This window comes from Phytohabitans sp. LJ34, assembly GCF_052068095.1.
Taxonomy (GTDB): Bacteria; Actinomycetota; Actinomycetes; order Mycobacteriales; family Micromonosporaceae; genus Phytohabitans.
In genome coordinates this window covers 223,788-246,864 of record NZ_JBQHDG010000008.1, presented here as the reverse complement: position 1 = coordinate 246,864, position 23,077 = coordinate 223,788, and the positions used below count along the sequence as shown (strand labels likewise).

The 23,077-nt window shown below is 71.4% G+C and carries 22 protein-coding genes; 11 read left to right on the top strand and 11 right to left on the bottom strand.

The genetic code is table 11. The features are described from left to right. Positions 1-15: 15 nt before the first annotated feature. Positions 16-366, top strand: a complete 351-nt coding sequence (locus ACTMTJ_RS16970) for a hypothetical protein (RefSeq protein WP_441217548.1) — start codon at positions 16-18, stop codon at positions 364-366. An 8-nt stretch (positions 367-374) separates the two neighbouring features. On the opposite strand, the gene ACTMTJ_RS16965 is transcribed toward ACTMTJ_RS16970, so the two are convergent. Then, the gene (locus ACTMTJ_RS16965) at positions 375-1,112 is read right to left on the bottom strand and encodes an SDR family NAD(P)-dependent oxidoreductase (protein ID WP_441217546.1); all 738 of its coding nucleotides are present in this window, start codon (positions 1,110-1,112) and stop codon (positions 375-377) included. Next, positions 1,109-2,152 (bottom strand): LacI family DNA-binding transcriptional regulator, encoded by a 1,044-nt coding sequence (locus ACTMTJ_RS16960; protein ID WP_441217544.1) that lies wholly within the window; start codon positions 2,150-2,152, stop codon positions 1,109-1,111. Before ACTMTJ_RS16960 ends, ACTMTJ_RS16965 begins: the two co-directional genes overlap by 4 nt. A gap of 252 nt (positions 2,153-2,404) precedes the next feature. Here ACTMTJ_RS16960 and ACTMTJ_RS16955 point away from each other — a divergent pair, with 252 nt between their 5' ends. The 5 genes from ACTMTJ_RS16955 to ACTMTJ_RS16935 are packed head-to-tail and all read left to right on the top strand — an operon-like array spanning position 2,405 to position 8,607. Further along, positions 2,405-3,742 (top strand): ABC transporter substrate-binding protein, encoded by a 1,338-nt coding sequence (locus tag ACTMTJ_RS16955; protein ID WP_441217542.1) that lies wholly within the window; start codon positions 2,405-2,407, stop codon positions 3,740-3,742. Beyond that, a complete protein-coding gene (locus ACTMTJ_RS16950) occupies positions 3,739-4,608 on the top strand; it encodes a carbohydrate ABC transporter permease (RefSeq protein ID WP_441217540.1) in 870 nt (289 codons plus the stop codon). Before ACTMTJ_RS16955 ends, ACTMTJ_RS16950 begins: the two co-directional genes overlap by 4 nt. Next, the gene (locus tag ACTMTJ_RS16945; RefSeq protein WP_441217538.1) at positions 4,605-5,465 is read left to right on the top strand and encodes a carbohydrate ABC transporter permease; all 861 of its coding nucleotides are present in this window, start codon (positions 4,605-4,607) and stop codon (positions 5,463-5,465) included. The genes ACTMTJ_RS16950 and ACTMTJ_RS16945 overlap by 4 nt, the downstream gene beginning before the upstream one ends. 17 nt (positions 5,466-5,482) lie before the next feature. Continuing rightward, the gene (gene arfA, locus ACTMTJ_RS16940; protein WP_441217536.1) at positions 5,483-6,997 is read left to right on the top strand and encodes an arabinosylfuranosidase ArfA; all 1,515 of its coding nucleotides are present in this window, start codon (positions 5,483-5,485) and stop codon (positions 6,995-6,997) included. After that, positions 6,994-8,607 (top strand): family 43 glycosylhydrolase, encoded by a 1,614-nt coding sequence (locus ACTMTJ_RS16935; protein WP_441217534.1) that lies wholly within the window; start codon positions 6,994-6,996, stop codon positions 8,605-8,607. Before arfA ends, ACTMTJ_RS16935 begins: the two co-directional genes overlap by 4 nt. Here the strand turns inward: ACTMTJ_RS16935 and ACTMTJ_RS16930 are convergent. Then, on the bottom strand, positions 8,596-9,102 hold the full coding sequence (locus ACTMTJ_RS16930; RefSeq protein WP_441217532.1) for a pyridoxamine 5'-phosphate oxidase family protein: 507 nt from the start codon (positions 9,100-9,102) through the stop codon (positions 8,596-8,598). The genes ACTMTJ_RS16935 and ACTMTJ_RS16930 overlap by 12 nt on opposite strands. A gap of 233 nt (positions 9,103-9,335) precedes the next feature. Between ACTMTJ_RS16930 and ACTMTJ_RS16925 the strand changes: the two genes are divergently transcribed. Both ACTMTJ_RS16925 and ACTMTJ_RS16920 read left to right on the top strand, forming a co-directional pair. After that, complete coding sequence (locus tag ACTMTJ_RS16925) at positions 9,336-9,692, top strand: hypothetical protein (RefSeq protein WP_441217530.1); 357 nt, start codon at positions 9,336-9,338, stop codon at positions 9,690-9,692. A 12-nt stretch (positions 9,693-9,704) separates the two neighbouring features. Then, positions 9,705-10,184 carry a peptidoglycan-binding domain-containing protein gene (locus tag ACTMTJ_RS16920; RefSeq protein ID WP_441217528.1) on the top strand — a complete coding sequence of 160 codons (480 nt, stop codon included), beginning with the start codon at positions 9,705-9,707 and terminating at the stop codon, positions 10,182-10,184. Positions 10,185-10,237: 53 nt separating this feature from the next. On the opposite strand, the gene ACTMTJ_RS16915 is transcribed toward ACTMTJ_RS16920, so the two are convergent. Together ACTMTJ_RS16915 and ACTMTJ_RS16910 are read right to left on the bottom strand one after the other, a co-directional pair. After that, complete coding sequence (locus ACTMTJ_RS16915) at positions 10,238-11,944, bottom strand: CBM35 domain-containing protein (protein WP_441217526.1); 1,707 nt, start codon at positions 11,942-11,944, stop codon at positions 10,238-10,240. Positions 11,945-12,004: 60 nt separating this feature from the next. Further along, the gene (locus tag ACTMTJ_RS16910; protein WP_441217524.1) at positions 12,005-15,571 is read right to left on the bottom strand and encodes a LamG-like jellyroll fold domain-containing protein; all 3,567 of its coding nucleotides are present in this window, start codon (positions 15,569-15,571) and stop codon (positions 12,005-12,007) included. 144 nt (positions 15,572-15,715) lie between these two features. Here ACTMTJ_RS16910 and ACTMTJ_RS16905 point away from each other — a divergent pair, with 144 nt between their 5' ends. Further along, positions 15,716-16,735, top strand: coding sequence for a LacI family DNA-binding transcriptional regulator (locus ACTMTJ_RS16905; RefSeq protein WP_441217522.1), 1,020 nt, complete (start codon positions 15,716-15,718; stop codon positions 16,733-16,735). Between the two features lie 9 nt (positions 16,736-16,744). Here the strand turns inward: ACTMTJ_RS16905 and ACTMTJ_RS16900 are convergent, their stop codons facing one another. The 5 genes from ACTMTJ_RS16900 to ACTMTJ_RS16880 are packed head-to-tail and all read right to left on the bottom strand — an operon-like array spanning position 16,745 to position 19,942. Continuing rightward, a complete protein-coding gene (locus ACTMTJ_RS16900) occupies positions 16,745-17,035 on the bottom strand; it encodes a hypothetical protein (RefSeq protein ID WP_441217520.1) in 291 nt (96 codons plus the stop codon). 18 nt (positions 17,036-17,053) lie between these two features. Next, on the bottom strand, positions 17,054-17,410 hold the full coding sequence (locus ACTMTJ_RS16895; protein WP_441217518.1) for a hypothetical protein: 357 nt from the start codon (positions 17,408-17,410) through the stop codon (positions 17,054-17,056). A gap of 4 nt (positions 17,411-17,414) precedes the next feature. Beyond that, positions 17,415-18,785 (bottom strand): WD40 repeat domain-containing protein, encoded by a 1,371-nt coding sequence (locus ACTMTJ_RS16890; protein WP_441217516.1) that lies wholly within the window; start codon positions 18,783-18,785, stop codon positions 17,415-17,417. Beyond that, positions 18,775-19,272 (bottom strand): sigma-70 family RNA polymerase sigma factor, encoded by a 498-nt coding sequence (locus ACTMTJ_RS16885; protein WP_441217514.1) that lies wholly within the window; start codon positions 19,270-19,272, stop codon positions 18,775-18,777. The genes ACTMTJ_RS16890 and ACTMTJ_RS16885 overlap by 11 nt, the downstream gene beginning before the upstream one ends. A gap of 10 nt (positions 19,273-19,282) precedes the next feature. Continuing rightward, positions 19,283-19,942 (bottom strand): NAD(P)H-binding protein, encoded by a 660-nt coding sequence (locus ACTMTJ_RS16880; RefSeq protein ID WP_441217512.1) that lies wholly within the window; start codon positions 19,940-19,942, stop codon positions 19,283-19,285. 84 nt (positions 19,943-20,026) lie between these two features. On the opposite strand from ACTMTJ_RS16880, the gene ppk2 reads away from it, so the two are divergent. After that, a complete protein-coding gene (gene ppk2 / locus ACTMTJ_RS16875; RefSeq protein WP_441217511.1) occupies positions 20,027-20,944 on the top strand; it encodes a polyphosphate kinase 2 in 918 nt (305 codons plus the stop codon). A gap of 736 nt (positions 20,945-21,680) precedes the next feature. On the opposite strand, the gene ACTMTJ_RS16870 is transcribed toward ppk2, so the two are convergent. Beyond that, on the bottom strand, positions 21,681-22,217 hold the full coding sequence (locus tag ACTMTJ_RS16870; RefSeq protein ID WP_441217509.1) for an alpha/beta hydrolase: 537 nt from the start codon (positions 22,215-22,217) through the stop codon (positions 21,681-21,683). Positions 22,218-22,281: 64 nt separating this feature from the next. Between ACTMTJ_RS16870 and ACTMTJ_RS16865 the strand changes: the two genes are divergently transcribed. Further along, on the top strand, positions 22,282-23,076 hold the full coding sequence (locus ACTMTJ_RS16865) for a helix-turn-helix domain-containing protein (protein WP_441217507.1): 795 nt from the start codon (positions 22,282-22,284) through the stop codon (positions 23,074-23,076). Position 23,077: the final 1 nt, after the last annotated feature.

The window sequence follows — 23,077 nt, the reverse complement described above, 5'->3', positions numbered from 1 at the left end:
TCGAAAGCGATCGCCATGTCGATCTCCCTTGAGGACCAGGTCGTTTCCCTGGCCTACCGCGAGTACGTCCACTACCTGCGCGGCCGGCTGGCCAAGGCCGAGGCCGGGCTCGCCGCGATGAACGACAGGTACGAGCGGGCGAGGACCCACTTCAACCAGACGCAGGCACGCCGGGGCATTACCCCCGAAACGGACGTGGTCAACTACATCGAGCTGAAGTCGATGAACCCCGAGCTCAAGTTCTGGTACTCCAAAGTGGAGCACTACCAGCGCGAGCTCGCCGCCTACGGCACGGCCCTGACCGGCCTGGAGGCCGCGCACCGGCTGCTCGGCCCGGACGACAACTGGATGTCCGCGGCCGACTGACCCGGGGGTCAGCGCAGGTAGGAGGCGCCGTTGAGGTCGAGGACGGCGCCGCTGGCCCACTCCGCCTCGGGCGAGGCCAGGTAGTGCACGGCGGCGGCGATCTCCGCGGGCTTGGCCACCCGGTTGAACGGGCTCTGCGCGCGGATCCCGTCGCCGCGCGGCGCCTTGAGGTGCTCGTTGGTCATGTCGGTCTCCACGAAGCCCGGCGCGACCGCGGTCACCGCGATCCCCTGCGGGCCGAGGGCGAGGGCGAGCGACTGGGTGAGGGCGTTGAGGCCGGCCTTGCTCGCACCGTACGCCGGCTGGTCGGGCTCGCCGCGGAAGGCGCCGCGCGAGGAGACGTTGACGATCCGGCCACCGGGCCGCATGTGCCGCACCGCGCACCAGCACACGTTGGCCGGACCGACGAGGTTGACCGCCAAGGTGTGCCGCCAGGCCTGCTGCCACTCCTCGTACGACGTGGCGATGACCGGGTGCGGCGGAAACACCGCGGCGTTGTTGACCACGACGTCCAGCCCGCCCATCGCCTTCGCCGCCTGGTCGACGAAGCGGCGGACCGCGCCCGCGTCGGCGACGTCGCCGTCGACCACGACATGGCCCTCGCCGGGCAGCTCGGCGCGGAGCGACTCGGCCAGGTCGGCGGACGTCCGGTGGTGGATGGCGACGCGGTCGCCGCCGGCGGCGAAGGCGCGCACGATGGCCGCGCCGATGCCCCGCGAGCCGCCGGTGACCAGAACAGACCTCATCCGATCATGGTAGAGGCGCGGCCGGCGGTGCTCTCCCGCACGATCAGGCGGTGCGGGGCGCGCAGCTCGAGGCCGGGTGGGGGAGTGGCGCTGCCGATGCGCAGCAGCAGCCGCTCGACCGCCGTCGTCGCGATCATCTCCTTGTCCGGGCAGATGGTCGTGACGGTCGGGTTGGAGTAGCGACCGTCCTCGATGTCGTCGTAGCCGATGACCGCCACGTCCTCGGGCACCCGCAGCCCGCGGCTCACCAGCGTGTGGATGGCGCCCAGCGCCACCAGGTCGCTGTAGCAGAAGACCGCGTCCGGCGGGTGGTCGCGGTCGAGCAGGTGGGCCATCGCGCCGGCGCCGTCCACCCGGTTGAACCGCGGCGTGCCGATGATCAGGTCTTCGTGCACGGGTAGGCCGCGCCGCTCGTGCGCCTCGCGGAAGCCGCGGGTGCGCAGCTGTGCCGCCTCGCCCGTCTCGTACGGCTGGTCGCCGATCGCCGCCAGCCGGGTGCGGCCGAGGTCGAGCAGGTGCTCGGTGGCCTGGCGGGAGGCGGTGACGTCGTCGATGCCGACGTGGTCGAACGTGCCGTCGCTGACCCGCTCGCCGAGGATAACCAGCGGCAGGCCGGGGTCGCGGTCGGCGAGCGCCTCCTGCGACAGGCCGAGCGGGCTGAAGATGACGCCGTCGAAGAGCAGCCGGCTGGAGCCGTGGTTGATGAGCATGCGCTCGTGCTCGCGGTCGCCGTCGGTCTGGTCGATCAGCACGTTGTAGCCCTGCACGCGGGCGGCGCGGATGATGCCCTGGAGCAGCTCGGAGAAGTACGGCGTGTCCAGGTACGGCACGACGACGGCGATCTGGCCGGAGCGGCCGCGGGCGAGGTTGCGGGCGAGCACGTTGGGGGTGTAGCCGAGCTGCTCGACGGCCTGCTGCACGCGCAGGCGGGTGCGCTCGGTGACGTTCGCGTAGCCGTTGACCACATTGGACACCGTGCGGCTGGAGACGCCCGCCAGCTCGGCCACGTCGCGGAGGGTTACCTCCCGTCCTCGTCGCATGGGCCTCCGTTCGTCGATGTGCCTCGACCTGAAGTTTCCGGCACGTTACCCCTTGTCCACCATCGTCGATGAGTGCATGCTGTTTGCAGCGCTGCAAAATCGTAGCAGGGCGGGGTGGATGAAAGCCCATTCCCGCAGCACAGCGGCCGTGAGCCACGGCGAGACTCGACGGCCGGCCCTTGGTGTGCCAGCACCGCGGGCCGGCCTACCTAACACGCGTGTGAAGCGTTTCGAATCCCCTCGGAGGGACCGATGAGTGTCAGGCACTTCAGTGTAGAACGGAGCCGGATTCGATTTCTGCTGACCGCTTTCCTGGCCGCGACCGCACTTGTCGTCGCCGGCTGTGGCGGTGGCGACGACAGCGAAGAGCCGAGCGGGCCCGTCAAGATCAAAGTCTGGGCCTGGTACCCGGCGTTCCAGGGTGTGGTCGACCTCTTCAACCGCACCCACACCGACGTGCAGATCGAGTGGGAGAACGCGGGCGCCGGGCAGGACCAGTACACGAAGCTCCAGACCGCGCTCAAGGCCGGCAAGGGCGCGCCCGACGTCGCGATGCTGGAGTTCCAGGAGCTGCCCACGTTCCAGCTCACCAAGCACCTCGTCGACATGGGCAAGTACGGCGCCAACGACATCAAGGGCAACTACGTCGACTGGGCCTGGAAGCAGGTCAGCAACGGCGATTCGGTCTACGCCGTCCCGGTCGACGCCGGCCCGATGGCGATGCTCTACCGCGAGGACATCTTCCAGAAGCACAAGCTCACCGTCCCGAAGACGTGGGCGGAGTACAAGGAGACGGCGCAGAAGCTCAAGGCCGCCGCGCCGGGCAGCTTCATCACCGACTTCGGCGCCAACGACGGCGGCTTCATGACCGGGCTCATGTGGCAGGCGGGCGCGCGGCCCTTCGAGTACACGGCCGCCCAGTCGCCGAACGTCGGCGTCCGGCTCAACAACGACCCGGCGAAGAAGGTGATGGCGTACTGGGAGGACATGGTCGACAGTGGACTCGCCGACACCGTCGCCTACGGCACCACCGACCAGTACGCCGGGCTCGGCAGCGGCAAGTACGCCACGTACATCGCGGCCGGCTGGGGCCCGGGCTACCTGGCGAGCGTGGCCAAGACGACCTCGGGCAAGTGGCGGGCCGCTCCCATTCCACAGTGGAACGCGGGGGAGAACGCGCAGGGCGACTGGGGCGGTTCGTCGTTCGCGGTGACCGACCAGACGAAGTATCCCGAGCAGGCCACGAAGGTGGCGATGGAGATCTTCGGCGCCAACAAGGACGCCTGGAAGATCGGCATCGACGAGGCGTTCCTCTTCCCGACCGCCACACCGATCCTGGAGTGGGACTACTTCGTCACCAAGGAGTACGAGTTCTTCGGCGGCCAGAAGGTCAACGAGGTCTTCGTGCCGGCGTACAACGGGATCGGCGAGTTTCAGTGGAGCCCGTTCAACAGCTACTACTTCAACCAGCTGACCACGAACCTCAACCAGGCCATCGAGAAGAAGACCTCCTGGACGGCCGCGCTCGACACCGCGCAGCAGAACATCACCACCTACGCCTCACAGCAAGGTTTCAAGGTCGCCTCATGAGTGTTGTCGCCCGTCGACCGAAGGTGGGCCGGCAGGCCGTGGCGGGGTGGCTCTTCGTCGCCCCGTTCACGGTCCTGCTCGTGTTCTTCCTGCTGCTGCCCATGCTGTACGCGGCCAAGCTGAGCCTCTACCGCTCCACATTGGTCGAAGGTGAGGTCTTCGCCTGGCTCGACAACTACCGGCAGGCGCTGAACGACCCCGAGTTTCGCCGCGGCGTGGTGCGGGTGCTGGTCTTCGGCGCGGTGCAGACGCCGGTGATGATCGGGATCGCGCTGGCCGCGGCGCTGCTGATCGACGAGGTGACGTCGCGGTTCTCCCGGATCTTCCGGCTCGCCGCGTTCGTGCCGTACGCGGTGCCGGTGGTCATCGGCACGCTCATGTGGGGCTTCCTCTACAGCCCCAACACCGGCCCGTTCCGCGCGGATTTCCTCTCGTCCGGCACGGTGCTGTACTCGCTCGGCAACATCGTCACCTGGCAGTGGGCCGGCTACAACATGATCGTGCTGTACGCGGCGCTCCAGGGTGTGCCGCGCGAGGTCTACGAGTCGGCCCGGATGGACGGCGCCGGCGCGGTGCAGACCGCGCTGCGCATCAAGACCCCGATGATCTCGACCGCGATCGTGCTCGTCACGATCTTCACCATCATCGGGACGCTCCAGTTCTTCACCGAGCCGCTGATCCTCCAGCCGCTCAACCCGGGCGCGATCACCAACAGCTACACCCCCAACGTGTACGCCTACCACCAGGCCTTCTCGTACCAGCAGTACAACTACTCGGCCGCCATCTCGTTCCTGCTCGGCGCGGTGGTGTTCGTCGGGTCGTACATATTCCTGTTCGTCACCCGCCGAAGGAGCGCGTTGCGGTGAGCAGGCCAGCGAGAACCACCGGCGGCCGGATCGCCTCGCACGCCGTCATGGCGGTCATGGCGGTGTACTTCCTGCTGCCCTTCTGGTGGCTGCTCGTCGCCTCCACAAAGGACAACGACGGGCTGTTTGGCTCGGCGCCGTTGTGGTTCAGCGACGACTTCAAGCTCTTCGACAACCTCTCGACGCTTTTCAGCAACGAGGGCGGCGTCTACCTGAAGTGGCTGCGCAACTCGGCGCTGTACTCGGTGGCAAGCGGCGTCGGCGCCACCGCGGTCGCCGCGCTCGCCGGGTACGCCTTCGCCAAACTGCGCTTTCCCGGCCGCAACATCCTCTTCGCCACGCTGCTCGGCCTCATCATGGTGCCAGCGACCGCGCTCGTGCTCCCCACCTACCTGCTGATGAGCGAGGCCGGCCTCACCGATACCGTGTGGGCGGTGATCCTGCCGTCGCTGCTCAACCCGTTCGGCGTGTACCTGCTGCGGGTCTACGCGCACGACTCGGTGCCGGACGAGATGCTGGAGGCGGCCCGCATCGACGGCGCGGGCGAGCTCCGGGTGTTTCGGAGCGTGGCGCTGCCGGCGATGCGGCCCGCGCTGGTCACCGTGCTGCTTTTCACGATGGTGGCCACCTGGAACAACTTCTTCCTGCCCCTGGTGATGCTCAGCGACAACGACCTCTTCCCGCTCACCGTGGGGCTGCGCACCTGGTATCAGCAGGCGACCCTCGGCAACGCCGGCCCGGCGCTCTTCAACGTCATCGTCGTGGGCGCGCTCGTCGCCATCGTTCCCCTCATCGTCGCGTTCCTGATGCTCCAGCGATACTGGCGCGGTGGGCTCACCATCGGCGCCCTCAAGTGACCCCTCGAAGGGATGACATGCGCGCTGCATCTTGCGTCCTCGACCCGGCCGCGGTCGTGGCCCCGGTCCGCCGCCGCACCTTCGGCTCCTTCGTGGAGCACCTCGGGCGGTGTGTCTACACCGGACTCTACGAGCCGGGTCACCCGCTCGCCGACGAGGACGGGTTTCGCACCGACGTGCTCGCGCTGACCCGGGAGCTGGGCGTGACGCTGGTGCGCTACCCGGGCGGCAACTTCGTCTCCGGGTACCGGTGGGAGGACGGCGTCGGCCCGCGCGAGCGGCGACCGCGCCGGCGCGACCTCGCCTGGCACTCCATCGAGACCAACGAGGTTGGCATCGACGAGTTCGTGCGGTGGGCCGGCAAGGCCGAGGTCGAGATCATGTACGCGGTGAACCTCGGCACCCGCGGCGTGCAGGAGGCCCTCGACGTGCACGAGTACGTCAACCACCCGGAGGGCACGGCGCTGTCCGAGCTGCGGCGGGCGAACGGCGCGGCGAAGCCGTACGGCATCACGATGTGGTGCCTCGGCAACGAGCTCGACGGCCCCTGGCAGACCGGGCACAAGACCGCCCACGAGTACGGGCTGCTCGCCGCCGCCACCGCGCGGGCGCTGCGCTCGGCCGAGCCGGGGCTGGAGCTTGTCGCGTGCGGCAGCTCCAGCTCGTCGATGCCGACGTTCGGCAGCTGGGAGACCACGGTGCTGGAGCACGCGTACGACGTGGTCGACTACGTCTCCTGCCACGCTTACTACGAGGAGGTCGACGGCGACCTGGGCTCGTTTCTGGCGAGCGCGGTCGACATGGACCACTTCGTCGACAGCATCGTCGCCACCGCCGACAGCGTGGGTGCCCGGCTGCGGAGCAAGAAGAAGATAAACATCTCCTTCGACGAGTGGAACGTCTGGTACCTGTCCCGCTTCCAGGGGCAGGAGGGCGACGACGGGTGGCCGGTCGCGCCACGGATCATCGAAGACGAGTACAACGTGGCCGACGCGGTCGTGGTCGGCAACCTGCTCATCTCGCTGCTGCGGCACAGCGACCGGGTCACCGCCGCCTGCCAGGCGCAGCTCGTCAACGTCATCGCGCCGATCCGCACCGAGCCGGGCGGGCCGGCGTGGCGGCAGACCATCTTCCACCCGTTCGCGAAGACCGCGGCGCTGGCCCGGGGGAGCGTGCTGCACACCCGGCTCGACGCGCCCACCTACGCGACCGCGAAGCACGGCGAGGTGTCCCTTGTGGACGCCGTCGCGACCTACGATGCCGAGAGCGGCGACGTGGTCGTCTTCGCCGTCAACCGTGACCAGAGCGACCCCGTGGAGCTGACCGTGGACCTGCACCTCTTCGACGGCGAGCGGCGCCTGGCCGAGGCGTGGACGCTGGCCGACGACGACATCCGCGCCACCAACACCGTCGACGAGCCCGACCGCGTCACGCTCCGGGCGGCGGAAGCCGTCTCCGTCGACGGCGCCGCGCTGCGGGTCGTGCTGCCGCCGGTCTCGTGGAGCGCCGTCCGCCTGGAGGTGTCGCGATGAGGCGCGCGCTGGCGGTGCTGGCCGCACTCGCCGTCATGCTGGTGCCCACCAGTGCCTCGGCGGCGACGTCGCCGGATCCCATCGCCCACGACCCCACGCTCCTCAAGCAGGGCCGCTACTACTACGAGATCATCACCGGCGACATCGGCACCCGCACGTACCTGCCGATCCGCCGCTCCAAGGACCTGGTGCACTGGGAGTTCCTCGGCACGGTCTTCGCGACCCCGCCGCAGTGGGTGGTCGACGAGCTCGGCATCACGCCCGGCGACTTCTGGGCGCCCGACCTCAACTACTTCGACGGCGAGTACCACCTGTACTACGCGGCCTCGTCGTTCGGCACCAACAACTCCGTCATCGGCCTTGCCACCAACGCCACCCTCGACCCGGCCAGCCCCGACTACCGGTGGGTCGACCGCGGCATGGTGCTCCGCTCGCGCGGCACCGACAACTTCAACGCCATCGACGCCGACGTCGCCTTCGACGAAGACGGGGTGCCGTGGCTGTCGTTCGGCTCGTTCTGGGACGGCATCAAGATGCGCCGCCTCGACCGGGTGACCGGCCTGCTGTCGAGTGTGGACCCGACGCTCTACTCGCTCGCCTCTCGCGGCGGCGCGGCCATCGAGGGCCCGTCGATCGTCCGCAAGGGACGATACTGGTACCTCTTCGCCAGCTTCGACTTCTGCTGCCGCGGCGTCAACTCCGACTACCAGGTGGTCGTCGGCCGCGCCACGAGCATCCACGGCCCCTACGTCGACCGTGACGGCGTGCCGATGCTCCAGGGCGGCGGCACCGTGCTGCTGCGCGGATACAACGGCTTCCAGGGCACCGGCGGCGGCGACGTGTACGCGGGCGCCCTCTACGTCCACCACTACTACGACGCGGCCGACGGAGCGCTGCCCAAGGGCTCGGTCCGGCCGGTCTCGTGGGAGGGCGGTTGGCCGAGGCTCGGCGACCCGCTCAGCGGCAACCGCGGCTTCGGGCACGGCCCCGCCTACATGACGCTCGTCGACCGGGCCGGCGGCGGCGTGCTGGCCAACCCGACCTGCGGCTACGAGGGCGCCGACATCCGGCTCGCCGCCCCCGCGTCCGCGGATCCGTGCCAGCAGTGGCGCTTCGAGTACCGCGGCGCCGGCTGGTCGAGCCTGCTCAACCGGCACAGCAACAAGGTCGCCGAGGTCGCCGCCTGCGTCGACGCCGACGGCGCCCGGGTCGCCCAGTGGGGCTGGCTCGACAACGACTGCCAGAAGCTGCGCGCCCTGCCCACCGACGCCGGCTGGTCCCGGATCGAAAACAAGATCGCCGGCCGCGTCCTGGACGCATGTGGCGGCGCCGTGGTGACGTCCACTTGGCGGGGTGACGCCTGCCAGCAGTTCCGCCTCCAGCCGGCCGGCGACGTAATCGTCACCGACCCGGCCAACACCACCCGCGTCGGCCGCACGTGGCGCTTCGTCCACGCGGGCGACGGCTTCTACCGGATCGTCGACCGGCACGGCCGCCGCCTCTTCGGGGTGCGCGCGGAGTGGCGGATCGAGGCCACGGACTCGGGCACCTACCGCCTCGTCACCCGCGACGCCGCCAAGACCCGGGAGGTGCTCCTGCTAGTCCCCTAGCCAGATCTCGCCGTACGGCACGGATAGCTCGCGCTGCGTCTCCTCGTGCAGGGCGGAGCCGGACCAGGCCCGCCGTGCCGTCGGCGTGATCTCGATGGCGACGTCGTCCAGGCGGCCCCAGGCCCGGTCGACGTCGGCCAGGGCGTCCGGCTTGATGTACTTGGCCCGCAACCGGTGGTTGAGCTCCTGCGCCCCGGGCCCGCGGATGACCCGCGCGGTGCCCTCGAACGACACCATCAGGCTGCGCCCGCTCGACGCGTGCCCCTGGACCAGCACCGAAGCCCGGCCGGTGCGCTCGGCGTTGCGGGCCTTGCGGGTCACTGACGAGGTCTCGAAGTACACGCGGCCCTCGTGGTGCAGGAAGATCACGTAGGTCAGGTGGATCGAGCCGTCGGCGTTGAGCGTGCCGAGGGCGGCGACGGCTCGCTGGGAGAGCACTTCGGCGATCTCCGCGTCGGTGGGGCGGGCGCGGTAGACCTCTGCTGCATCGGCCATACCCGCCGACGCTACGCCCCATCCGTCTACGCCGGCGTCACGGCGACATCGTCACGGCATGGCCCCTGCTGCGCCACGCGACCCAGCACCCCTGACCGGCGTCTGGGAGGGCCAGACCGAGCCGCTGCCGCTGGTCCGTGCCACTCCGCGCTGACGCCCTGGACAAGGCCCCGTCATCCCTTACCCTGGCATAGACCGCTGTACATTCGGTCTGCCCGCGGGGAGATGGTCGCATGGGTGCCGAGGATCCAGCCGCCGGTGCGGGGCGGGTCGACCGCCTCATCGACTTCGAGCGGGCCGACGTCATCACACCGATGATCCATCCACCGCGTCCCCGCCTCGTCGTCAGCGGGGTGACCACCTTCCCGATGGCGGTCTCGCTCGTTCCGCTGACCTACGTCAGCCGGCCGGTGTACTGGGGCATCCAGGTCGTCGGCTCCACCGGCGATGACGGCGGGCCGCGCCCCACGCAGCCGATCAGCTCCGTGCCGTACTCCGTGGAGCTGGATCTCGCCAGCGTCACCGGCACCGAGGGCATCGAGGTGGTCGGTGCGACCAAAACCGAGCGCATCCTGGTGCCGACCGCGTAGGGGGACCGTCCGATGTCGAACCCTGGCCAGCCGACCGTCAAGAAGGGCGACAGCGGCGACGCCGTTCGCCAGGCCCAGCGCGCGCTGCGGCGCACGCCCAACACCACGCTGGTGGTCGACGGCAGCTTCGGACCGGCGACGGAGACCGCGACCAGGGAGTTCCAGAAGCAGGCGGGCCTGCCCGTGACGGGTGTCGTCGACGCGGCCACGTGGGCGGCTCTGCCCACCGGCAACCCGATGCCCGTCCTGTCCGAGGGTTCCTCCGGGCCGGCGGTGAAGAGCCTGCAACAGGTTCTGACCAGCGGCGCCGCGGGGTTGTGGGAGACGACGCCGGGCGGCGTCGACGGCATGTTCGGCCCCGGCACGGGCAAATCGGTGCGCGCGTTCCAGCTGTGGGCCGGGTTGCCCGCGGACGGGGTCGTGGGGCAGAAGACCTGGGATGCCGCCAGCGCGCTGGAGTTCGTGGTGGGCCTCCAGTACGTGGTGCCGTAGACGGCGCATGGCCGCCGCGCCCGGCGACGGCCATGCTTTGTGGGGACCGCGGATCAGGTCAGTTCGATGTAGTCGAGCTCGGCGTAGCCGGTGCCGCCGCTGAAGAACGGCGCGCCCTTCGCCAGCCGGATCGCGTTGTACCCGGCCCGCAGGTTGACGCTGGTGCTGACCGTCGCGCCGAACTGGCCCCAGGCGCCGGTGGGCGGGTAGCTCACCGTGGACCAGCCGCCGCCGTTGTAGGCCAGGCCGTGCGTCGCGGTGGCGCCGGTCCCGTTGGCGTACCCGATGCGCATCGTGTAGGCGCGCGCGGTCGGCACGTTCACGATGAAGTCGACGTAGCTGGCGGTGCGCGGGTCGCCGGTGTTGTCGATCTGTCCGACGTAGGCGCCGGCGGAGGCGCTGGAGCTGCCGAAGCGGTTGGCCCGGAAGATGGCCGCGTTCTCCGCCTCGTACCGCTGCTGGTAGCTGGGCACGCCGCTGGTCGGCTGGATGACGATGTGGTAGGCGCTCGTGGTGCTCATGTTGGGCACGGTGACCGTCAGCTCGCCGTTGGTCACCGACGCGGTCGTGTTGCTGATCGTCGTGGGCGCGGAGACCTGGGTGAACCGGCCGGAGGCCGGCGTCGACTCGACCAGCACCCGTACCTGGCTGCCCAATGAGGACAGTCCGGTGACGCGCACGAAGTTGGTGCCGGACTCGCCGCCGAACGCGACGTTGACGATGCGCCGCGTGGGGTCGTACGAGGCGAAGCCGTCGAGCCCGGTCTGCGCGCGCGGCGCCGTGTTCACCATGTTGCCGGCCATGTCGCCGTACCACTTGTACAGCCACCAGCTGCCGGTCGGCTGGTTGTTGACGGTCAACCCGTTCACCGTGCCGTACTCGTACCAGAAGGCCCGCTCGGCGTCGTACACGCCGGCCCGTTCGAGCTTGGCGATGTAGCTGGCCACCGGTCCCGGCTGGTCGATCTCGGTGGGCGTGGCGTACTCGTTGATGGAGATCCGCCGCGGGCTGATGCCCAGCGACGACTCCAGCGCGCGGTAGTTGGCGACGTGCGCGGCGATGTTGGCGGAGGTTTGCAGCTCGTGCCAGCAGATGATGTCCGGCAGCGTGTTGGTGTTACGCGCGTGCGTCAGGAACGAGCGCATCCACGACTCGTTGTAGGTGGCCGTGCTCGGCCCGACGATCGGCGTGAGCGTGTCCCGGGCCCGCACCCGCTGGAACGTGCGCACCCAGCCGGCGTTGAAGTCGCCCGCGGCCGAGGTGTTCCACGTGTAGTCGGGCTCGTTCCACAGCTCCCAGCCGGCGATGTTGCTGACGCTGGTGGCGGCCAGCCGGTCGTTCACCTGGGTGTCCACCTTGGACAGCCAGTCGTTCCAGCTGACCCACTGGTACGGGAAGTTGGGGTAGATGTCGGGCATGCGGATGTACTCGGCGGCACCGACCCGGGTCGCCTGGGGCGCGACGAGCAGCGCGTCGCCGCCGGGCGGCTGGCCGTTGGGGCGCTGGCCGACGCGGGGCGCGGGCTGGGTGAGCGTGTTGAGCTTGAGCGGGAGGAGCATGTTGTCGGCGGGCCGGTTGTTTTCCGCCAGGGCGTAGAGGCCGCCGGCGGCGACGTGGCTCACCGGGCGGAACGGGCTGCCGGCGTTGACGGTCAGCGTCGAGTTGGCGGCGCTGGCTGTGCCTTCGGTCAGGGCGACGCAGGCGACGGTGGCCGTGACGGCCGCGGCCAGCGCCGCCGCGGATACGCGGGGCGATCGCACGGGGTGCCTCCTCGGGACGGGCTCGGCGCGGCGGGGGAGTGCCGCGCCGAGCGGGCTGTTTCAGCGCGGCACCCGCCCGGAGAGCGCCGTGCTGAACGGGGCGACCGTGATCCTGTCGATCACGGGGGCGTACTGGGAGCGCAGGAGGATGCCGGGGAACGTCTCCGACGCGTACGTCTCGCCGTCGAAGTTGGGCAGCTCGGCGGCGGAGAAGCGGACCGTGTTGGCGCCCTTGGCGAGCCGGACCGGCACGGTGAGCTCCCAGAAGTTGTTGTCGTGGAACGAGTGCGGGAAGAGCACCCGCTGCGCGGCCCCGCCGTTGACGGAGATGTCCGCGTGCCGGGCGAGCGGGTCCGGGTTGTAGTGGGTGGCGTCCGACTGCTCGGGGTTGGCGTAGCGCACGCGCATCGCGTACGTCCCGGCGCGCGGCGCGGTCACCGTGAACGTGAGCGTGTTGCCGTTGCCGGGCGCGCCGCCGACCCCGGTCACGGCCGACTGGCCGCTGGCGAGGGACTTGGCCGTGACGGTGGCCGTGCCGGCGCGCGCGGCGGTCTCGGCCTCGTGGGTGGTCGCCGGCAGGTGCGTGGCGGACGGCGTCACGGAAAGGCGGTCGACCACCGCCAGCCCCGTGACGACAACCTTGTTGATGCCACCGGAGAGGGACACCGCCGCGCGCGGGCTCGGCACCTCGATCCCGTTGACGGTCATCTTCGCCAGGCCGATCGCGGACAGGTCCAGTGTGGACTCGCCGTCCGTCGCCGAGTACACCCAGAACGTGGCGGACTGGCCGGGGCCGAGCGGGACCCCGCTGCCGAGCGCGCTGTAGACCGGACGGGCGCCGCGCAGGTCGGCCAGCTCCGCCTGGTACACGGAGGTGGCCGCGGCGGGGTTGGGCAGCCCGAGGGTGATCCGGTCGACGATCGCGTCGCCCTTGGTGGCCCGGCTCCCGTCGGCGCTGCGCGCCGCGAGCGAGATCGTGTGCCGGCCGGCGGTCAGCTCCACGGTGGTGTCGGTGTGGTCCCAGACCACCCACTTGTAGCCGAGCGGCAGGTAGATCTCCTGCTCGGCGCCGCCGTCCACGCGCAGGAACACGTTGGTCGGACCCTGCTCGCGTACCAGGTCGTACGTGTTCAACGAGTTGGCGAAGACGCGCAGGTCGTACCGCCAGGTGGTGGGCACGTCGACGGTGAAGTCGAGCCGGCCGTCGCTGCCGGTGCGCAGGCCGCCGACGTCGAACCCGCCGGAGGTGTAGAACTTCGACACGTCGGCGGGCGAGCCCTCCGGGCCGTTGCGGCTGTAGCCGCCGCCGGTGTAGGTGGCGTCCTCCGCCTCGAACGAGCCCTCCCAGAGCTGCGGCTTGGGGGACGTCGCACCCCGGGCGCCGGTGGGGGTGAGCACGATCTCGTACGCCGACGACTCGACCAGCCGGGGCAGGTCGCCGCTGCCGAAGTCGAAGACGGCCGCGCCGTCCTTGACCGGCACGTCGCGCTCGGCCACCACCCGCGGCTGCGCCGAGTCGCCGATCTGGCCGGTCCACGGGATCTCCCGGATGTACGCGTGCACGGTGCGGCCGAGCACGTTCTTCGGCACCCGCTCGAAGCGGATGTGTGCCGCGCCGCCGGCGCCGCCGATGATGGCGCGGGCCTGCCGCTTGCCGGGGTCGAGGGTGGCGACGCCCTGAAGCGTGTAGTTCTGCCCCGGGTAGGGCGGCGTCACCTGCACGGTGTGACCGGTCATCCCGCCGTACGCGTTGAACAGCCACCACTGCCCGTTGCCCCGGTTGGCCTGCACGGCCGAGTCGCTGAGGTTGCCGTCGATGTTCCAGTACGCGATGTCGGCGTCCACCTTGGACTCTTCGATCGCCGAGATCCACTGGATCATCTGGCCGGGCACGGAGGTGTGGTAGTTGAAGGCGTACTCGTTGACGTTGATCGGCAGCTGGCGGTCGCCGAGGACCTCCTTTTCCCACTGGCGGTAGCGCCGCACGCTCTGGCGCACCTGCTCGGGGTGGCTCAGCTCGTGCCAGGTCATCACGTCCGGCACCGTGCCCGCCGCCTTCGTGTGCTGGAGGAAGCCCTTCACCTGGGCGTACAGCACGCTGGTGTTCGGGCCGGCGATGCGCGCGCCGGGCATCTTGCCCTTGATGAGCGCGTACACGTCGTCCCAGGCGCGGAAGTAGTCGGTCGGGTCGCTGAGCCAGCTGACGCGGTTGTAGGACCACTCGCCGGTGCCGAACATGTTGCCCTCGGGCTCGTTGAACGGCACGAACACGATGTTGTCCCGGTACTCGGGCGCCATCGTCAACACCTGGTCGACCTGCTTGGCGATTTTTTCCTTGAACAAGTTCAACTTCTCGTCGGGCGTGCTACCGGGCCACTGGTACGGGAAGCCACGGTGGATGTCGGTCATGTAGATGTACACGTCGCCGTCGGTGCTGTCCGCGAGCGGCCGCACCACCTCGAGCGCGTCGGCGCCGGGGTGCTGCGCCCCGTCCTGCGCCTTGGTCGCCACGGTGCGCAGGCGCATGCCCTCGATGAGGTTGTTGGTGGGCACGCCCGGTCCGTACAGGCCGTAGAGGGTGCCCGAGGCGCCGCCGTGGAACGCGCCGGTGTCGGTGCCGAGGTCGATGCTCAGCTCACCCTCGCGGATCACCGTGACGGTCGCGGTGACCGCCCGGCCCGCCGCGGTGCCGTTCGCGGTGAACGTGCCGCGCGCCGCGTAGTCGGCCGGGTCCACGGGGGACCACGCGATCGGCACGTCGCGGTCGTACCCGTCGGAGAACGTCCCGCGCACGGCGGCCGGCAGCTGCGGCGCGACGCCGATGGTGGTGCGGACGTCGAACGCGGTGTTGGCCAGCCCGGTGGGCGTGGGCGGCTCGGTGCCGGCGATCTCGGCCACCTCCTGCGCGGACAGTGCGGCGGCGAAGACCTGGAAGTCGTCGACCGCGCCGTCGAAAAGCGGGTCCTGGTAGAACGAACGGCCGATGAAGCCGGCGCCGGTGGTGGCGGCGTCGATCAGGTCGGCGGCGCTGACGGTGGTGCGCGCGGACGCCACCGCCGCACCGTCGAGGTAGGTGGTCACCCGGTCGGCGGCGGTGTCGAGCGTGACGGTGAGCGTCTTCCAGGCGTTCGCGGGCAGCGGGGCGTAGCCGGTCACCTGCGCCTCACCGCCGGCGAACGAGGACGTCACCGCCGTGCGCAGGCGACCGTCCCCGTTGTACGGCGTGGAGAACATGTAGCGGCTGGTGTCCTTGCCGAGCGCGTAGATCCACTGCCACGGCGCGGTGGTGCCGTCCCATCGCACGCGCGTCTGGACGGTCAGGTCGGTGCGTCCTTCGAGGAGGGCGCGGGGCAGCCGCACGTACGCGCCGGTGGAGGTGGGCGCCCCGCCGGGCAGGTCGATCGCGTGGCCGCCGCCGGGAGTGTCCACAAGGGAGGCGGTGCCGCCGTTGACGAGCGTGCCGTCGAGCCCGTTGCCGGAGGAGTCGGTGACGGTGCCGGTGGCGAGGTCGCCGGCGTCGAACTCGTAGTGGAGCAGGGGAGCGGGCGCGGCCGCGCTGGCCGGGACGGCGAAGGCCGTGGCGCCGACGAGGACGGCGGTGGCCAGGACGGCGGCGGTCTTCGGCATAGCGGCCTCCGTGTGAACGCTAACAAGGGTGGTGCGGAAAAAGTTGCCGGCATATCGACGTGGTTTCGCGTAGGTTACGAGCGCTGAAGGCGCCCGTCAACGGCCCACTTGAGGCAAAGGTTTTCCGTCTGTACGGTTTGGCACATGGCAGGCAGGCGGCCCCGCGTGGGCATCGTCGACGTGGCCCGGCGGGCCGGCGTCTCGGTCGGCACCGTGTCGAAGGCGCTCAATGGCCGCGGGCAGCTGCGCGCCGAGACCCGCGACCGGGTGCGGGCCGCCGCGCAGGAGCTCGGCTTCGTGCCCAGCGCCGTCGCGGCCAGCCTGCACAGCGGCCGCACGTACACGGTGGGCCTCATCATGACCGACCACCATGGACGCTTCAGCCTGCCGATCCTCTCCGGCGCCGAGGACGCGCTGGGCTGGGACGAGACGCTCGCGTTCGTCTGCGACACCCGCGACGACCCGATCCGCGAGCAGCACTACGTGCGCAGCCTGGTCCGCCGGCGGGTCGACGGCATCATCGTGGCCGGCCGCCGCACCGAGCCGCGGCCGCCGCTGTCCGGCACGGTGCCGGTGCCCATCGTGTACGCGTTCGCCCGCTCGGCCGACCCCGCCGACTCCAGCGTGGTGGTCGACGAGGAGGGCGGCGCCGCGCTGGCCGTCCAGCACCTGCTGCGCACCGGCCGCCGCCGCATCGCCCACGTCACCGGCCCGCACGGCCATGCCTCGGTCCGCACGCGCGTCGACGGCACCGGCCGGGCGCTGCGCGAGGCGGGGCTGGAGCTGGTGGGCGAGCCGTGGTACGGCGGGTGGAGCGAGGTGTGGGGCCGCTTCGCCGCCGCCTCCCTCGTCCGCGAACACCCCGAGGTCGACGCCGTCTTCTGCGGCAGCGACGCGATCGGCCGCGGCGTGGCCGAGGGCCTGCGCGACAGCGGCCGGCGGGTGCCGGAGGACATCGCGCTGGTCGGCGTCGACAACTGGCTGCCCACGGCCGAGGGCTGCCGGCCCGCGCTGACCAGCGTCGACCTCAACCTCCAGCAGGTCGGCCGCACCGCGGGCGCGCTGCTGCTCGAGGCGATCCAGCGCGGCACCACCGAGCCCGGCATCCACACGGTGCCCTGCCGGCTGGTCGTCCGCGCCTCCTCCGCCCCAGCGGCCGGCTGAGCTCAGCCCCTACAGGTCGCGGACCTCGATGACGCGGGTCGTGGGCGCGGCCGCGCCGGCGCGCTCGCGGAGGGCGCGGCGCTCCGGGTCAACCATGAACGCGTCGTAGCCGTCGCGGGAGGCGAACCGGATCACGTGCACCTCGGTCGGGCCGTCGGTGGCGCGCATGCGCCTCTCCAGCGACCCGCCGTGCCGGGGCAGGAACGCCAGCACCTCGTCCTCGTATCGCTGTCCGGCCTCGGTGTGGCCGTCGGCCATCTCGACGATGGCGACCAGCAGCAGCTCAGCGGGTGTCGGCATGCGCCGAACGTATGCGAGTCAGCGGTGGCGGTCCAAATCGATGACGCGGGGGCCGGGCGGCGCCGGCGGTGTCTCACCGTGGACGCGGACATCGGTGGCGACCGCCAGGCGCTCGACGGCCTCGGCCATCATCTCCTGGAGCGGCTGTGCCAACGAGGCGTCCTCGGACAGGAGGTCGGCCAGCTTGGCCCGCCAGACGCCGGCCTCGACCTGGGGTGCGTCGAGCCTCGCGCTGGCCCACATGCGCAGCCGGGACTCGACCAGGGCCGCCGCCGGCGCGGGGCCGAGCCGGATGGCCATCTGCTCGTGCAGCCACCGGCCGACCTGGTCGGAGCAGAGCACGCGCACCACGATGCGGGCCGCGTCCCAGGCCAAGCGCTCACGATTTACCGTGCGTGTCGTCATCGGGCACCGCCTGTTCCACGATTGTGGACGGAGCGTACCGCCGGCGCCGCGCCACCCGCCAGGCCACGAAGCCGGCGAGCAGCACGAGGGCGCCGACCGTGACCCGCCACCAGATCGGCCACGGGCCGCGGTCGGCGCCGCCGGTGTCCCGCACCTCGGCGCCGGCGACCAGGTCGGCGGCGAGCTGGATCCGGGTGACCCGGGCGAGGTGCGCCGGGCCGTGCGAGATCCGGCTGACGACCCGCGGCTGTCCACCGTGGATGGACATCTCGGCGATCTCGTAGTGGCCGTCGTCGTCGATCCCGACGAGCATGGTGTCGGCGGTGCGCCAGCCGAGCAAGTCGGGTACCCCGTCGCCGCGCACCGTGATGGGCGGTGGCACCGGCCGGGCGCTGGCGGTGGCGTCGGCGAAGGCGAGCCGGACAGACGTGCCGTCGGCCTCGGACAGCACCAGCAGGCGGCCGTCCGGCGACCAGCTCGGCCCTTGGACCAGCGACTGGTTGGGGCCGAGCGGGAGCCGCCGGCGTACGGGGCCGACGATCGACAGTCCACTCTTGGACGGCATCGCGACCTGGGTGCCGTCCGGCGAGAACGATCCCGTCCACATCGGACCGGTGGTCTCGCCGGCTGGCGTGACGGCACCGGTGGCCAGGTCGAGCAGCTCCAGCTTGCCGATGCTTTCCTCGTCGGGCCGCGCGCCGCTCCGGGCCAGCAGCAGCCGCTCGCCGTCCGGCGACCAGCTCACCGGGACCACCGAGCCGGAGGGCGGGACGGCTCGCGAGGTGGTCCGGCCGGTCGACAGGTCGACCAGCTCGACCCGCGCGGCCGTCGTGCTGTCGTCGCCAAGCGCCACCCGCTCGCCGCCGGGGGAGAGCAACCTCGGCGCCGCGTGCCACTCGCCGTCCGCCCCGTCCGAGCCGGACTTCTCGGCCTCGTCGAGCCGCCGGTACGTGTGGCCGTCCACGCCGGTGACGAGGACCTGGCTCGTGCCGAGGTGCTGGGTGCCGAGCGAGCCCTGCCCGTAGAGCGCGATCACCGGACCGGGTGGCGCGTCGCTGACGGCCGCGGTCAGCGGCGACATCCCGGCGAACGTGGCGGGCAGCGTCGCCGCGGCGGGACCGTCCGCGAATCCCGGTGCGGGATCGCCGGTACCCCTGGATGGAAGAAGGGCGACCACGGCGGCGATGGCGATGACCGCGGCCGCGGCCAGCGCGGGGGCCGCCCGGCGGGACGCGGCGCGCGCGGGGCGGTCGCGGAGCGCGCCCGGCGGCGGTGGCGTGACGGGCGGTGCGTCGGCGATGGCGCGGACCGCCGCCGCGATCCGGGCGTGCGGGTCAGTGCTCATCGAGGTGCTCCCTCAGGACGGCCAGCGACCGGTGCAGCAGCGACTTGACGGTGCCCGGCCGGCAGCCGAGCGCCGCGGCGATCTCCTGCTCCGGCAGGTCGAGGTAGAAGCGGAGGAAGACGGCGGCCCGCTGGCGCGGGTTGAGCCGCAGCAGCGCGGCCCGGACCGCCGGTGTGTCGACGTCCGGCGGGGTGGCGGCGTCGAGGTGGGCGGTGGCGCCGTGGCGGCGTTCGAGGATGCGGCGGCGCACCCACGAGGTGCACCGTGACACGACGGCGCGGCGCAGGTAGGCGGCCGGGTCGCGCACCGTGTCGACCCGGCGGAACCACTCGGCGAACACGTCCTGGACCACGTCTTCGGCGGCGGGCAGGGTGCCGGTCGTCAGGTAGGCGAGGCGGACGAGTGGGACATAGTGGGCCGTGTACACCACGTCGAACGTCTCGCCATCGCGCACCTCCGGGGCCACCGTCACACGTGGGAGGCGCACGAAGGACCGGTTAGGTTCCCAGGGTGGCGGCGACCGCCTCGGCGACCGGGGTGTCGCCGCCCACCAGCTCCAGCGTGAGCCCGGCGGTGGCCGGCGTGTCGAGCAGGGTGACCAGCACCGCGGCGACGTCGTCGCGGCTGATCGCACCGCGGGCGACCTTCGGCGCCAGCGACACCCGGCCGGTGCCCGGCTCGTCGGTCAGCCGGCCCGGGCGCAGAACGGTCCACTCCAGGTCGCGGGCGCGCAGGTCTTCCTCGGCGGCCGCCTTCGCCCGCAGGTAGGCGGCGAAGACCTCGTCGGTGCCGGGCGGCGGCGGCCGGTCGGCGTTGATCGAGGAGATCAGCAGGTACCGCCGCACGCCGGCGAGCCGCGCGGCGTCCGCCAGCAGCGCCGCGGCGGCCCGGTCGACGGTGTCCTTGCGCGCCGCCCCGCTGCCCGGCCCGGCGCCGGCCGCGAAGACGACCGCGCCGGCGCCGCCCAGGTCGGCGGCCACCTGCTCGGGCGTGGCCGCCTCCAGGTCGCGCACGACCGGGGTCGCGCCGGCGGCGCGGACCTCGGCGGCGTGGTCCGGATTGCGGATCAGGCCCACCACCTCGTCGCCCCGCGCGGCCAGCCGCGCCGCCAGCCGCAGCGCGATCTTCCCGTGCCCTCCGGCGATCACCACCCGCATGGTTGCCAGCGTAGTGGTGGCCGCCAGGTGAACATGCGCCGCCGACCCTCTGCACGGCCGCGCCGCAGGCTTTAGCGTGATCGCATGGCCGACACGAACGAGTCGCTGCTGGAGCGCTTCGGTGGTTACCAGGTGGTCGACGACGATGACGACGACCCGGTGCTGGTCAACCACGAGGGCGAGCCGGTCGACACGTGGCGGGAGGGATACCCGTACGAGGAGCGGATGAGCCGCGCCGACTACGACCGCGAGAAGCGGCTGCTCCAGATCGAGCTGCTCAAGCTGCAAAACTGGACGAAGGCCACCGGCACGCGGCTGGTCGTCCTCTTCGAGGGGCGGGACGCGGCCGGCAAGGGCGGCACCATCAAGCGCTTCATGGAGCACCTCAACCCCCGCGGCGCCCGCGTCGTGGCGCTGGAGAAGCCCAGCGAGCGGGAGTCCACCCAGTGGTACTTCCAGCGGTACGTCGCCCACCTCCCGGCCGCGGGCGAGATCGTGCTGTTCGACCGTTCCTGGTACAACCGGGCGGGCGTGGAGCGCGTCATGGGGTACTGCACGCGCACCGAGTACCTGGAGTTCATGCGACAGGCGCCGGAGCTGGAGCAGATGCTCGTGCGGTCCGGCATCCACCTGGTCAAGTTCTGGTTCTCCGTGTCGCGCCGCGAGCAGCAGACCCGCTTCGTCATCCGCCAGGTCGACCCGGTGCGCCAGTGGAAGCTCTCCCCGACCGACCTCGCCTCGCTCGACCGCTGGGACGAGTACACGGAGGCCAAGGAGGCGATGTTCTTCTACACCGACACCGCCGACGCCCCGTGGACGGTGATCAAGAGCAACGACAAGAAGCGGGCCCGGGTCAACGCCATGCGCCACCTGCTCAGCCTGTTCCCGTACGACAACAAGGACGTCGAGCTGGTCAGCGCGCCGGACCCGCGGCTGGTCGGCAGCGCCATCGAGATCTTCGAGACCGACGAGCGCCCGACCCGCCAGTTTCCCCAGCTCTAGAGATCTTTCGGTGTTAGGGTCGCCGCGGTCTCGAATGCTCGATTCGGAGCAGGCTTGAGCTGCCGCGCGACGGCCTCCGCTCGCAGAGGGGCGGGATCCCTCACATGGTTGGTCCGGAATCTCCCCTGTCTAGTGGGCGGGAGGTCGTAGGTAGGGGCTTGCCCCGCGCAGATGGCAGTGGACGGCCGGGGATTTCGGCTCGCCCTGGCGAGCCGCCGGCCGGGAGCGGTGCCCGCGGGAGCATACGGTCTGCCGCTGACACGGACCTGGGAAAAATTCTGCCTCGGATTTGATCGCGCGTTGTGGCCGAGCCCGCGAACCCTGACTCCGAAAGGTCTCTACGGGCGCTCGTCGCTCGACCTGATCTTGCTCAGTGCCAACTCACCCTAAGTTGATCAAGGCGTTGACCTGGGCAATCCGAGACACGCGGGGGACAGGACCGGCAAGGGCCCACGGCACCACATTGATTTCCTGCCCGCGCGGGGTGGGCCGGACTCGCCGGCCACCGTCTGTGACGCAGCGTCAGCCGGATCAGGTGAGAACTTCCAGATCTAGGACAGTTAGGGTTGATATGACGCCGTAACTCTCCAAGATCTCGAAACTTGGGCCGCGCATACGACCGCGGCGGTTACTCAGGGCGACGGAAGTCCTATTTTGATCTCCCGCCGCCTGCTCGGCAACAGGCATTGTGGACAAACACCGCCGCACCGCGCGAGGCTCCTGCGGGCCGAGACCTCTAGGCGGGCCAGGCGATCTTGGTGAGGAAGTCGTCGACGGCGACCACCACGCGGGCCAGCAGCGTGACCGAGTCGGTGAGGGGGCCTGGTACGTACATGCCGTGGTCGGCGTCCGCCACCTCGAAGACGTGCGGGGTGAGCCGGCGGGCGACGGCGCTGTCCCAGAGTTTGTCGGCTGTGCCGCCCACCAGCATGAACGGCGCCGTGGCCCGGCCGAGCGCGTCGACCACCCAGGGCACGGTGAGCACCGGGGTCAGCCACACCGCCGGGAGGGACCGGTCGGCGGCGAGGGTGGCCGCGTGCGTGCCGAGTGACTTGCCGATCAGCAGTGGCCGGCCGCCGAGGCGGTCGAGCACCGGCGTTACCTCGTCGGCGACCCACTGCTCGATCGACGGCTGAAACGGGTCTGGCGACCGCCGCGACCACTCGAACCGGTGGAGGGTGGCGCCGCGCCGCTCGGCCACGTCGCCGGCGTACATCGGCAGGGGCGCGCCCGGCCCGTACAGGCGGCCGGGGATCACGACAGCGTCAGCCATGGGACGAATCTATGCCGTCCGCGTCCTCGGTGGCGGTCGGCGGGGCGCGGGGCATCATGGGCTCGTGGGCCATCTGCACTCCGTGCCGGCGCGGCCTCAGCTCGCGCCGTGCGAGACGTTCGCCGGGCGGGCGCATCCGCGGCTGCGGCCGTACGTGCTCGGCTACGCGGGCTTCCGCTCCGGCGACGGCGCCGCCCTGGCGCACCGGATCCTGCCGGTCAACTCGACCACGATGATCCTCGACTACGAGGCCGGCGGGCGGGTGGTGACCGGGCCGAGACGTGACCCCGCCGTGTTCGAGCGGACCCGGTGGGGGCACGGCGTCTCGGTCGGGCTCACGCCGCTCGGGGTGAGCGCGCTGCTCGGTGTACCCATGCGGGAGCTGGCCGGCGCGGCCGTGCCCCTGGCCGACGTGCTGGGCGGCGGCGGCGAGGCGTTGGCCGAGCGGCTCGACGCGGCTCCCGACTGGCCGTCGCGCTTCGCGGTGCTCGACGAGGTGCTGGCCGCGCGCGTCGGCGCGATGAGCACCGACCGGCTCGCGCTGCACGCGTGGGCGCGCCTCCAGCGGCCCGACGCGCCGAGGGTGGGCGCGCTCGCCGCGGAGCTCGGCGTGAGCCGCCGCAGCCTGGAGACGCGGTTTCGCCGGCAGATCGGGCTCTCGCCGGCGGCGGTCGCGCGGGTGGCCCGGTTTCAGCGGGCGGTGTGGATGCTGGCCCACGGCCGTGGCCTCTCCGCGACGGCGGCGGACAGCGGATACGCGGACCAGCCGCACTTCAGCCGCGAGGTGCGGGCGCTGGCCGGGTTGACCCCCGCGCGGCTCTGCGCATTCCTTCAATACCGGGAGCTCGCACCCCGCTAGC

Bases quoted from the DNA above. Each gene is read 5' to 3' on its own strand.
- ACTMTJ_RS16970 (WP_441217548.1), top strand. From the start codon at position 16: ATGTCGATCTCCCTTGAGGACCAGGTCGTTTCCCTGGCCTACCGCGAG.
- ACTMTJ_RS16965 (WP_441217546.1), bottom strand. From the start codon at position 1,112: ATGAGGTCTGTTCTGGTCACCGGCGGCTCGCGGGGCATCGGCGCGGCC.
- ACTMTJ_RS16960 (WP_441217544.1), bottom strand. From the start codon at position 2,152: ATGCGACGAGGACGGGAGGTAACCCTCCGCGACGTGGCCGAGCTGGCG.
- ACTMTJ_RS16955 (WP_441217542.1), top strand. From the start codon at position 2,405: ATGAGTGTCAGGCACTTCAGTGTAGAACGGAGCCGGATTCGATTTCTG.
- ACTMTJ_RS16950 (WP_441217540.1), top strand. From the start codon at position 3,739: ATGAGTGTTGTCGCCCGTCGACCGAAGGTGGGCCGGCAGGCCGTGGCG.
- arfA (WP_441217536.1), top strand. From the start codon at position 5,483: ATGCGCGCTGCATCTTGCGTCCTCGACCCGGCCGCGGTCGTGGCCCCG.
- ACTMTJ_RS16935 (WP_441217534.1), top strand. From the start codon at position 6,994: ATGAGGCGCGCGCTGGCGGTGCTGGCCGCACTCGCCGTCATGCTGGTG.
- ACTMTJ_RS16930 (WP_441217532.1), bottom strand. From the start codon at position 9,102: ATGGCCGATGCAGCAGAGGTCTACCGCGCCCGCCCCACCGACGCGGAG.
- ACTMTJ_RS16925 (WP_441217530.1), top strand. From the start codon at position 9,336: ATGGGTGCCGAGGATCCAGCCGCCGGTGCGGGGCGGGTCGACCGCCTC.
- ACTMTJ_RS16920 (WP_441217528.1), top strand. From the start codon at position 9,705: ATGTCGAACCCTGGCCAGCCGACCGTCAAGAAGGGCGACAGCGGCGAC.
- ACTMTJ_RS16910 (WP_441217524.1), bottom strand. From the start codon at position 15,571: ATGCCGAAGACCGCCGCCGTCCTGGCCACCGCCGTCCTCGTCGGCGCC.
- ACTMTJ_RS16905 (WP_441217522.1), top strand. From the start codon at position 15,716: ATGGCAGGCAGGCGGCCCCGCGTGGGCATCGTCGACGTGGCCCGGCGG.
- ACTMTJ_RS16900 (WP_441217520.1), bottom strand. From the start codon at position 17,035: ATGCCGACACCCGCTGAGCTGCTGCTGGTCGCCATCGTCGAGATGGCC.
- ACTMTJ_RS16890 (WP_441217516.1), bottom strand. From the start codon at position 18,785: ATGAGCACTGACCCGCACGCCCGGATCGCGGCGGCGGTCCGCGCCATC.
- ACTMTJ_RS16880 (WP_441217512.1), bottom strand. From the start codon at position 19,942: ATGCGGGTGGTGATCGCCGGAGGGCACGGGAAGATCGCGCTGCGGCTG.
- ppk2 (WP_441217511.1), top strand. From the start codon at position 20,027: ATGGCCGACACGAACGAGTCGCTGCTGGAGCGCTTCGGTGGTTACCAG.
- ACTMTJ_RS16870 (WP_441217509.1), bottom strand. From the start codon at position 22,217: ATGGCTGACGCTGTCGTGATCCCCGGCCGCCTGTACGGGCCGGGCGCG.